Annotated in this window: 3 protein-coding genes; all 3 read left to right on the plus strand. The window is 72.9% G+C overall.

The features are described from left to right. The first annotated feature begins 167 nt into the window (after positions 1–167). Positions 168–2,474, plus strand: a complete 2,307-nt coding sequence (locus tag ACZ7DE_RS12170) for an ATP-binding protein (RefSeq protein WP_470760044.1) — start codon at positions 168–170, stop codon at positions 2,472–2,474. A gap of 249 nt (positions 2,475–2,723) precedes the next feature. Further along, on the plus strand, positions 2,724–2,930 hold the full coding sequence (locus ACZ7DE_RS12175) for an MbtH family protein (RefSeq protein ID WP_470760046.1): 207 nt from the start codon (positions 2,724–2,726) through the stop codon (positions 2,928–2,930). 318 nt (positions 2,931–3,248) lie between these two features. Continuing rightward, positions 3,249–11,647 (plus strand): amino acid adenylation domain-containing protein (locus ACZ7DE_RS12180; protein ID WP_470760048.1); only part of this gene is annotated, 8,399 nt, incomplete at its 3' end.

The following is an 11,647-nucleotide window of genomic DNA, read 5'->3' on the forward strand; positions in this document are numbered from 1 at the left end:
TGATTGGCGCTGAATCGCCCTTGTCTTCTTGTGATGCGTGCGGTAAGCGGATTCGCAGGGACGACACAGACGGTACGGGGACCGGAAAAGCGCCTCCCAGATATTGCTCGAATGCCTGCCGGCAGCGCGCCTACCGTCGGCGGCTGAAAACCGACGCGGTGGGCGCCATGAATTCGCCGGGGACACCGGCCCGACTGAGCAGCTTCATCGGTCGCTCGGACGAACTGGTGGAGCTGAGACGCCTGGTGCGCACCACCCGGATACTGACCCTGACAGGTCCCGCGGGCGTCGGCAAAACACGCCTGGCGCTCGAACTGGCCGGCCTGGAGCAGCGCGCCGGGCGCTGTGAGGTGGAACTGGTGGAACTGGGGTCGGCGAACACGGGCGAGGAGGTCCGACAGCGCATCGCCGCGGCGCTCGCCGGGACCTCGGAAGGGCGCGTGTCGATCGCGGGGGCCCGCGGCGCAGCGGACGCCGACCGGGAACGGCTGCTGGTACTGGACAACTGCGAGCATGTGCTCGACGACTGCGGACCGGTCCTCGGCGCGTTGCTGCCCCGCCATCCGGGCCTGCGCGTTCTGGCCACCAGCCGGGAATCGCTGCGGCTGCCCGGCGAGACCGTGTACGCGGTGACCGGACTCGGTCTGCCGGACCCCGAGGGCGGGGCAACGCTCACCGGCATGCTCGGCTCGGACGCCGTGCGGCTCTTCGTCGACCGGGCGCGGGCCGTGTCCTGCGAGTTCGAACTCACCGAGGACAACGCCGCGCACGTGGCCGCCCTGTGCGCCGGGCTCGACGGGCTGCCGCTGGCGCTGGAACTGGCGGCCGGGCTCGTACGGGCCTTCCCGCCGGCCGTGCTCCACGACCGGCTGGACGACCGCCTTTCCCTGCTGACCTGCGGATGGCGTACGGCGGACCCACGTCATCACAGCCTTCGGTCGGCGATCGAATGGAGCTACGACCTGCTGACGCCGGTGCAGCGGTCACTGCTGCGGTCGCTCTCGCTGCTCCCGGACGGCTTCGGGCCGGACGCCGCCACGGCCCTCGCCGTGGGCGGGGACGTCCCCGCGTCGGCCGTACCGGAACTGCTGGCCGCCCTGGAAGCGAAATCCCTCATCATCCCCTGTGCCGACAGGGGGAGTTCCGCCCGGTTCCGGATGCTCGGATCGATCCGGTGCTACGGCAAGGAACGGCTCCGCGCCGAGAACGAGGAGACAGCGGTGTACGACCGGCTCGTGGACTGGCTGGCGGACCTGGCGCGTCCGCTCCGGGAGACGGCCCTCACGCCCGCGGGCCCCCGCAGACGGTTGGCCGAGGAACGCGACACCCTCGCCCGCCTGCTGGAGGAGTGGGACGCCGACGGCGACCCGCGCCGACTCCTCCTCACCGGCGCGCTGGCCGTCGTGGACGTCCACCAGGGACGGCCGACGGAGAAGGCGCGGGCGCTGCTGGCCGAAGCGCTGGACGGTACGGACCCGGGAGCGGACGACCGCAGCATCGCCCTTGGCGCGGCGTCGTGGCTCGCGGTGCAGGAGGGGGACCACGACGACGCGATCCGGCTGGCGAACGAAGCCGTGAGGCTCGAACGCCGACGCCCGCGCCGCGACGACACGTTGCTCTGCCGCGCGCTGCTGGCGCTGTGCGTCGCCCGGACGCACCGCGGCGACCAGGGCTCACGGTCCGATCTCCACGAGTGCCTGGAGCTGAGCGACCGGGTCGGCGACCCGGTCGCGACCGCGTTCTGTCTGACCCTCCTCGCCTGGCAGTCGCTGCCGGCCGGCGACATGGCCCGGGCCGGACGGCTGGTCGCCGAGGCCCTTCCGGTCCTGAGGGCGCAGGAGTGCCCGTCCCCGCTGCGCATGACCCTGGTGACCGCCGGGGTGCTGGCCCTGGAACGGGACGATCCCGCACATGCGGAGGCGTTCTTCGCCGAGGCCCTGGGTGGCACGGACCACCCGGGCGGAGCGAGCCTCGCACTCTGGGGCCTGGCCCTCGCCGCGGTCCGCGACGGCCGCTTCGAACGGGGGCTGCGGTTGTGCGCGACCGCCGAGACGCAAGGCGCTTTCGCGGCCTCCGCTCTGCCCTCCTGGTTCCGGGCGCGGGTGGAGGCGGCGGCGGACACGGCGCTCAGGGCGCTGCCGAAGGCGCGGGCAGAGGGGGCGCTCGTGGCCGGACGGAAGCTGCAGCCACGGCAGATCGTGGACTACGCGCTGCACGGACGGCTCGGAGTGCCGCCCCGGCCGGAGGGCATCGTGGACGGCGCGGGCGGAGGAACCGGCGGCGACGACCCGCTCAGCCCGCGCGAGTGGGATGTGATCACCCTGGTCACCACAGGCCTGACCAATCGTCAGATCGCTGCCCGCCTGCACCTGTCGGTGCGCACCGTCGAGACGCACGTCCGCAACATCCGAACCACGCTCGGCCTGCGCTCGCGGACCCACGTCGCGGCGTGGGCGGCCCGGCAGGCCGGGTGATGCCCGTGAACGCCGGCGTTCCGCCTCCCCTGCGCGAGGAGCGGACACCGGACCTATCGCCTGCACCTGCGCACAGGCCGAAGCGGCTGCCGGGCAGATCCCGGAGCGGCCGGACGGCGGAGGCGCGCGGCGTCACGCACGTGGCTCGCGTGACGTAACGGTGGAGATTGCGGATGTGGTCGCGCCGTCCGGCGCAGATGCTTGGTAACGCACGACGTTCCATGGTTCGACCGGAGGAAACAGCCCGCCATGAACCCTTTTGACAACGCAGGCGGCGTGTTCGTGGTCCTGGTGAACGGCGAGGGGCAGTACTCGCTGTGGCCCTCTTCCAGTGAAGTACCCCACGGGTGGCGGACGGTGTACGGGCAGGACACACGGGACGCGTGTCTGGCCTACGTCGAGGAGAACTGGGCGGACATGCGGCCCGCGAGCCTCATCGCCGCGATGGCCGATTGACGGTCACAACGCCTTTCCCCTTTTCTTGCCCCCTTTCCCCTTGTCTCTCTTCCCTCGTGTCCCTCTTCCTGTCCTTTCCCCGGTGACCCGCGCTGTTTTCAGCCGTGTGTCACACACGTTCGCTGGGCGGGGCGGGGGCGGGAGTGTTCGGAGCGGTTTCGCCGTGGCCGGGAAGCGCCGGTCGGGAAAGCGAGTCCGGCTCTTCCCGGCCCGGCGGTTCGGCCGGACGGCAAGCCCCCCTCGCTTTCTCACCGGTGAATTCACCAACGGTTCCACCTGCCTTGCCGTCCGGCGGGCGCTGTGAAGATTGGATGAGTAGTGTCCGGTACTCTGCACCGCAGTTGGCCCCTGTCGTCGGCGCAGCGCGGTATCTGGTTCGCGCAGCAGCTCGATCCGCAGAGCCCGAGTTACAACACCGCGGAGTACCTGGAGATCGACGGCCCTGTCGACGTCCCGCTGCTCGAGGCCGCGGCGCGGCGGGCGGTGGCGGAGACCGACACGCTGAACGTGGGCTTCGTCCAGGACGACCAGGGCCTGCGCCAGGTGTACGCGCCGGCGGGCGACTGGCCGTTCGCCGTACTGGACGTCAGCGCCGAGCCCGACCCGCGAGCCGCCGCCGAGGCCTGGATGAGGGCCGAGACGGCCGGCCCGGTGAGCCTCGAGGCCGGCCGGACGTTCACCCTGGCGCTGCTGCGGGCCGGGACCGACCGCCACTTCCTCTACCTTCGCGGACACCACCTGGTCACCGACGGGTTCATGTGCGCGCTGTTCGCCCACCGTGTCGCCGAGGTCTACACGGCCCTGGTGAACGGGACTCCCGAGCGGGAGGACGACAGCGGCTCGCTGGACCTGCTCCTCGCCGACGACGCCGCATACCGCGCCTCGGAGCGCTTCGCGCGCGACCGGGAGCACTGGCAGAGCAAGCTGGCGGACCGCCCCGAGGCGGTCGCCCTGGCGGGACGGACGGGCGAACCCTCGCGGAGCTTCCTGCGGCAGACCGCCCAGTTGCCGACGGCGACCTCGGACGCCCTGCGGGCGCTGGCCCGCCGGTCGGGGGTCGGCCTGCCCGTGCCGCTGATCGCCGCCACGGCCGTGTACCTCAGCCGGATGACCGGCGCCGAGGACGTGTCCCTCGGCCTCCCCGTCACCGCGCGCAGCGGCGGCGGCCGGGGCATCCGCGGACCGATGTCCAACGAGCTGCCGCTCCGGCTGCACGTACGGCCGGACATGACCGGCCGCGAACTCATGCGGCAGGTGTCCGCCGAGACCCGGCAGTTGCTCAGGCACCAGCGCTACCGGTACGAGGACATCAGCCGAGACCTGAACACGCTGGGCAGCGGCCGCCGTCTCGTCGGCCCGGTGATCAACATCATGTCGTTCGCCTACGACCTGGTCTTCGGCGCATCCCGAGCCACCATCCGCAACCTGGCGATCGGGCCCGTTCACGACCTGTCCATCTGCGTCGACGCCCGGTCCGGCGACGGCACACTGCGCGTCGACCTCGACGCCAACCCCGCCGTCTACGACCCCGCGGAGCATGCCGCGCATCAGCACCGCTTCCTGCGTCTCCTGGAGGGGCTTGCGAGGGCCGACCACGGACAGCCGGTCGGCCGGCTCGATCTCCTGCTCCCGGGCGAACGCGCACGTGTGCTGCCCGCGCCCGCCCCGGTCGCCACCCGCCCCGACGCCCCGGCGCGGGCGCTGCCGCGGTTGTTCGAGGAACAGGCGGCCCGCACCCCGGACGCCGTGGCCGTGGTGGCCGAGGACATGAAGCTCTCGTACGCGCAGCTCAACGAGCGTGCGAACAGGCTGGCGCGTCTGCTGGTGCAACGGGGCGCCGCGCCGGAGCGGCTGGTGGCTGTGGCGCTGCCGCGTTCCGCCGAACTCGTGGTGACCCTGCTGGCGGTGGTGAAGGCGGGCGCCGCGTACCTGCCGATCGATCCCGGCTATCCGCCCGGCCGGATCGCGCGCATGTTCGCCGACGCCGACCCGGTGTGCCTGGTCACCACGGGCGATCTGGCGTCCCGGATGCCGCATGACGTGGACGCGCCGGTACTGCTCGACGAGGACAGCACTGCCCGAGCCCTGGCCGGCGAACGGGACGGTGATCTGGACGACGGTGAGCGGGCCGGAGTGCTGGATCCCTCGCATCCGGCGTATGTGATCTACACGTCGGGGTCGACCGGCACACCCAAGGGCGTGCTCGTCCCGCACCGCAACGTGGCCCGGTTGTTCACCGCGACCCGGCCATGGTTCCACTTCGGCGCGGACGACGTGTGGACGCTGTTCCACTCCTTCGCCTTCGACTTCTCCGTCTGGGAGTTGTGGGGACCGCTCCTGCACGGCGGCCGACTGGTGGTGGTCCCGCAGGAGGCGAGCCGTTCCCCCGCCGACTTCCTGGACCTGCTGGTGCGTCACCGGGTGACCGTGCTCAACCAGACACCGTCGGCGTTCTACCAGCTGATACGGGCCGACCGGGACGCCCCGGACCTGTCGGCGGCGTTGGCGCTGCGCACGGTGATCCTCGGTGGCGAGGCCCTGGAGCCCGGGAAGCTGCGGGACTGGTACGAGCGGCATCCGGCCGACGCGACGCGGCTGGTGAACATGTACGGCATCACCGAGACCACGGTGCACGTCACCCACGCACCCCTCGACGAGCGGGACGCGACGGCGGAGTCACACCGGAGTGGGATCGGCGAGCCGATCCCCGATCTGCGCGCCCATGTGCTCGACGCCGGCCTGCAGCCGATGCCGCCGGGTGCCGTCGGCGAGCTGTATGTCGCGGGCGCCGGGCTGGCACGGGGATATCTGAACCGGCCGGGCCTGACCGCGGAGCGGTTCGTGGCGCATCCCTTCGGCCGGCCCGGGGAGCGGATGTACCGGACCGGGGACCTGGCTCGCCGGTCGACGGACGGCCGGCTCGAATACGTCGGCCGCGCGGACGGCCAGGTGAAGCTGCGCGGCTACCGCATCGAGCCGGGGGAGATCGAGACGGTCCTGGCCCGGCACGAGGACGTGGCCCAGGCCGCGGCCGTGGTGCGGGAGGACAGGCCGGGCGACAAGCGGCTCGTGGCCTACGTGGTCCCCGGCGCCGCTGTCCGGCCCGACGCGGGGGCGCTGCGGGCGTTCGCCGGCCGGAGCCTGCCCGACCACATGATCCCGGCGGCCGTGGTCGTGGTGGACCGACTGCCCCTGACGGTCAACGGCAAGCTCGACCGGGCCGCCCTGCCGGCCCCGGTGTTCACCTCGCGGGAGGCGGGGCGCCCGGCGCGCGACGCCACCGAGCACCTGCTGTGCGACCTGTTCGCGGAGGTCCTCGGCGCGGACCGGGTGGGGGTCGACGACAGCTTCTTCGACCTCGGCGGCGACTCGCTGCTGGTGACCCGGCTGCTGAGCCGGATCCGGGCCGCCCTGGGCGCCGAACTCCCCATCCGTGCCGTCTTCGAGGCGCCGACGGTCGCGGGCCTCGCCGCCGCCCTGGAGCGGGAAGACGGCCGCGCCCGCCCGCCGGTACGGCCCACGGAGCGCACGCAGACGCTGCCGCTGTCCTTCGCCCAGCGCCGCCTGTGGTTCCTGAACCGGCTGGAGGGCCCCGAGGCCGGCGCCGCCTACAACATGCCGTTCGTGCTCCGGCTGGAGGGAGCGCTCGACCATGCGGCCCTCCGGGCCGCCCTCACCGACGTGGTGACGCGCCACGAGAGCCTGCGCACCGTGTTCCCCGAGACCGACGGGGCACCGCGACAGGTGGTGCTCGACCCCGCGGCGAGCGCCGTCGACCTTCCCGTACGCCGCGTCGGCCGGGCCGCACTGGACGAGGCACTGGCAACCGGAGCCGCCACCGGCTTCGACCTGACCACCGAGACGCCCCTGCGCGCCGAACTGTTCACGACGGGCCCGGACCGGCACGTCCTGCTGGTGGTGGTGCACCACATCGCGGGTGACGCGTGGTCCATGGTGCCCCTGGCCCGCGACCTGTCCACCGCCTACGCCGCGCGCCGCGCCGACGAGGCGCCGCAGTGGCCGCCGCTGCCGGTCCAGTACGCCGACTACGCGCTGTGGCAGCGGGACCTGCTGGGCGACGAGAGCGACGACGGCAGCCTCGTCTCCCGACAGGTGGCGTACTGGGCGCGGGCGCTGGCCGGGCTCCCCGCCGAGCTGGACCTGCCCGGCGACCGTCCGCGCCCGGCCGTGTCCGGGCACCGCGGCGGAACCGTGCCGCTGCGCGTCGACGCCGACCTGCACCAGCAGCTGGCGGCGCTGGCCGACGCCCACGGGGTGACGTTGTTCATGGTGCTGCAGGCCGGCCTGGCCGCGCTGCTCACCCGGCACGGAGCGGGCACCGACATCCCGATCGGATCGCCGGTCGCGGGACGCACCGACGACGCCCTGGACGACCTGGTCGGCTTCTTCGTCAACACCCTGGTCCTGCGCACCGACACCTCGGGAGACCCGGACTTCGGCGAACTGCTCGCCCGGGTACGGGAGACGGACCTGGCCGCCTACGCACACCAGGACGTGCCCTTCGAGCACCTGGTGGAGGTGCTCAACCCCGCCAGGTCGCTGAGCCGGCACCCGCTGTTCCAGGTGATGCTGACCTTCACGAACGGACTCGACGCGCGAGTCGACCTGCCCGGCCTGAACGCCGCGGCCGAACAGGTCGAGTCGGGCACGTCGAAGTTCGACCTGGCACTCAACCTGACCGAGTCCTCCACCCCCCACGGCGCCCCGGGCGGCATCACCGGATACGCCGCCTACAGCAGCGACCTGTTCGACCACGACACCGTCGACGCCCTGATGGCCCGCTTCCTGCGGCTGCTGGAGGCGGCCGCCGCGGAACCGGGCCGGCGGATCGGCGCCCTGGAGATCCTCGGCGACGCCGAGCAGCACCGACTGCTGGCGGACTGGAACGACACCGGCACGGCGGCAGCGTCCCCCGTGCTGCTGCCGTCGCTGTTCGAGCAGCAGGCCGCGGCCACCCCGCAGGCCCCTGCCGTGGCCGCGCCGGACGCCGAGTTGTCCTACACGGAGGCCGACGCACGGGCGAACCGCCTCGCCCACCTGCTGATCTCCCGCGGAGTCGGCCCCGAGCAGATGGTCGCCGTCGCGCTGCCCGGCTCCGCCGAACTGGTCGTGACCCTGCTCGCGGTGCTCAAGAGCGGGGCCGCCTACCTGCCCGTCGACCTCGCGCACCCCGGCGCCCGGATCTCCCATCTGCTCGGCGACGCCGCCCCCGTCCTGCTCGTGACGACCAGCGAGGCGGCGGCCGCACTCCCGCAGACCCCCGGCACCGCCCGCCTGCTCCTCGACGACCCGGCCGTCGCGACGGAGCTTCAGCAACAGGCCACGACCCGCCCCACCGACGCCGACCGCGTCACCGCCCTGCTGCCGGACCATCCGGCGTACGTGATCTACACCTCGGGCTCCACGGGCCGGCCGAAGGGCGTGGTGGTCGCACACCGCGGCCTGGCCGGCTACGTGGCCCGCGCCAGGCGCGCCTACACCGGCCTGAACGGGACGGTCCTGGTCCCCACACCGCTGTCCTACGACCTGTCCGTCACCGGCCTGTACGGTGCGCTGACCTCCGGCGGGTGCGCGGTCGTGGCCGAACTCGACGACGCCCCCTGGGTGACGGCACAGCTGGCCCGCAGCCCGGCGACGTTCATGAAGGCGACCCCGAGCCACCTGGGAATCCTCGCCGCCCTGCCCGCCGGGTTCGCGCCGTCGAAGCAGCTGATGCTCGGCGGCGAGGCACTGCCCGCCGGACCGCTGCGGGCATGGCGCGAACAGCACCCCGGGGTGGCCGTGGTCAACCACTACGGTCCCACGGAGACCACCGTCGGCTGCCTCGACTTCCACCTCGCCCCCGGTGAGGAGCCGGGCGCCGCCGTGGTCCCGGTCGGCCGCCCGATGACGGCCATGCGGGCCTACGTGCTCGACGCCGCGCTCCGGCCAGTGCCGCCGGCAGTGCTCGGGGAGCTGTACATCGCCGGGCCGCAGCTGGCGCGCGGCTACCTGAACCGGCCCGGCCCGACCGCCGAGCGGTTCCTGGCGAACCCCTTCGGCCCCGCGGGCTCCCGGATGTACCGGACCGGCGACCTGGCGCGATGGACCGTAGACGGCGTGCTGGTGTTCGCGGGCCGCGCCGACGAGCAGGTCAAGGTCCGCGGCCACCGCGTCGAACCCGGTGAGATCGAGGCCGCACTGTCCGGCCACCCGTCGGTGGCACAGGCGGCGGTCGTCGTGCGGGAGGACCGGCCGGGGGACCAGCGGCTGGTGGCGTACGTCGTGCCGGCCGACCCTGCCGGTGCGGACCCGGCGGCCCTGCGCGAGCACCTGGCCGCACGGCTGCCCGAGGTCATGGTCCCGACCCTGTTCAGCACCCTCGGCGCGCTGCCGCTGACCAGGAACGGCAAGGTGGACCGGCGTGCCCTGCCCGCACCCGGCCCGGCGCGGGCGAACCCGGGCCGATCGCCGCGTACCCCGGAGGAGGAGATCCTCTGCGGGCTGTTCGCCGAAGTGCTGGGCGTCCCCAGCGCCGGCATCGACGACGGGTTCTTCACCCTCGGCGGCCACTCCCTCCTCGCCACCCGACTGGTCAGCCGTATCCGGACCGTGCTCGGGGCGGAGCTGCCCATCCGCGCCGTGTTCGAGACGCCCACGGTGGCCGGACTCGCCGCCCGGCTGGACGGCCGCCACGGCCGCAGGCGCCCCCCGGTCCGTCCGTTCACGCGACGCCCGCAGGCGGTTCCGCTGTCGTTCGCGCAGCGCCGGCTGTGGTTCCTGCACAAGCTCGAAGGGGCGAGCCCGAACTACAACCTGCCCTTCGTCGTGCGACTGGACGGCGACCTCGACCGCGACGCACTCCTCGCGGCGCTCGGCGACGTCGTGGCCCGGCACGAGAGTCTGCGCACCGTGTTCCCGGACTCCGACGGGGAGCCGCGCCAAGCCGTCATCGAGGCCTCGGTGGCCACCGCCGCCCTGGAACTGCCGGTGCACGAGATCGTGGGCACCGGCCCGGCGGCCGAGGCGGAACTCGCCGCGGCTGTGGCCGCCGCCGCGGCCCACCGGTTCGAGCTGACCGCCGAACCGCCGCTGCGGGCAGAACTGTTCGCGCTCGGCCAGGACGTGCACGTGCTCGTCGTGGTCATCCACCACATCGCCGGTGACGGCTGGTCCAACGGCCCCCTCGCGCGGGATCTCTCCGAGGCCTACGCGGCCCGCCGCGCCGGCCGGGCCCCGGCGTGGGCGCCCCTGCCCGTCCAGTATGCGGACTACACCCTGTGGCAGCGGGAACTGCTGGGCCGCGACAACGACCCGGACAGTGTGATCGCCCGTCAGACCGCCCACTGGGCGAACGTGCTCGACGGGCTGCCCGAGGAACTGAACCTCCCCGCCGACCGGCCCCGCCCGACGGTGGCCGGTTACACCGGCGGAGTCGTGCCGATCGCGATCGACGCCCCACTGCACGCCCGCCTGGACGGGCTGGCCCGCGAGTCCGGCGCGAGCCTGTTCATGGTCCTGCAGGCCGGACTCGCGGCGCTGTTCACCCGCCTCGGCGCGGGCACCGACATACCCCTCGGCAGCGCGATCGCGGGCCGCACGGACGACGCGCTCGACGACGTCGTCGGTCTGTTCCTCAACACCCTGGTCCTGCGCCTGGACACCTCCGGAGACCCGGCCTTCACCGACCTGGTGGCCCGTGTCCGCGAGACCGCGCTGCTCGCCTACGCCCACCAGGACGTGCCCTTCGAGCACCTGGTGGAAGCGCTCAACCCGCCGAGGTCGGCGGCCAGGCACCCGCTGTTCCAGACCATGCTGACCCTGCACAACAACGCCGAGCCCCGGCTCGTCCTGCCGGGACTGCGGGTGAGCCCGGACATGGCCGAGGCCGGCGCGGCGAAGTTCGACCTCACGATCGACCTCGTCGAGGCTCGTGGTCCGGCCGGCGAACCCCAGGGACTCGGCGGTCGCCTCGAGTACAGCACCGACCTGTTCGACCACGGCACGGCAGAGAACCTGCTGGCCCGCTTTGTGCGGTTGCTGGAGGCGGTGGCGGCTGATCCGGCTCGGCGTGTCGGGGAGTTGGAGATTCTCGACGACGCCGAGTGTGAGCGGGTGTTGGTGGGGTGGAACGACACTTCGCGTGTGGTGGCGCCGGCGACGTTGCCGGGGTTGTTCGAGGCGCAGGTGGTGCGGACGCCGGATGCGGTGGCCGTGACGGCTGAGGGCGTCGTGTTGTCGTATGCGGAGTTGAACGCGCGGGCGAACCGGTTGGCGCACGCTTTGCTGGCGCGGGGGGCTGGTCCGGAGCGGGTGGTTGCGGTGGCGTTGCCGCGGTCTGCTGATCTCGTGGTGGCGCTGCTGGCTGTGCTCAAGTCGGGTGCGGCTTATCTGCCGGTGGATGCGGGGTATCCGGCGGAGCGGGTCCGTTTGATGCTGGATGAGGTCGGGCCGGTCTGTGTTCTCGACGACCCGGCTCAGGTGCGGAACACGGCTGGGTGGCCGGAGGGCAATCCCGGGGACGACGGACGGATCACGCCGCTGACGCCCTCGCATCCGGCGTATGTGATCTATACGTCGGGTTCGACGGGTCGTCCCAAGGGTGTGGTGGTGCCGCACGCGGGGATCGTGAACCGGCTGTTGTGGATGCAGGCGGAGTACGGGTTGGAGTCGGGTGAGGGTGTGCTGCAGAAGACGCCGTTCGGGTTCGACGTGTC

This window comes from Streptomyces sp. NPDC037083, assembly GCF_055606485.1.

Bases quoted from the DNA above. Each gene is read 5' to 3' on its own strand.
- ACZ7DE_RS12170 (WP_470760044.1), top strand. From the start codon at position 168: ATGAATTCGCCGGGGACACCGGCCCGACTGAGCAGCTTCATCGGTCGC.
- ACZ7DE_RS12175 (WP_470760046.1), top strand. From the start codon at position 2,724: ATGAACCCTTTTGACAACGCAGGCGGCGTGTTCGTGGTCCTGGTGAAC.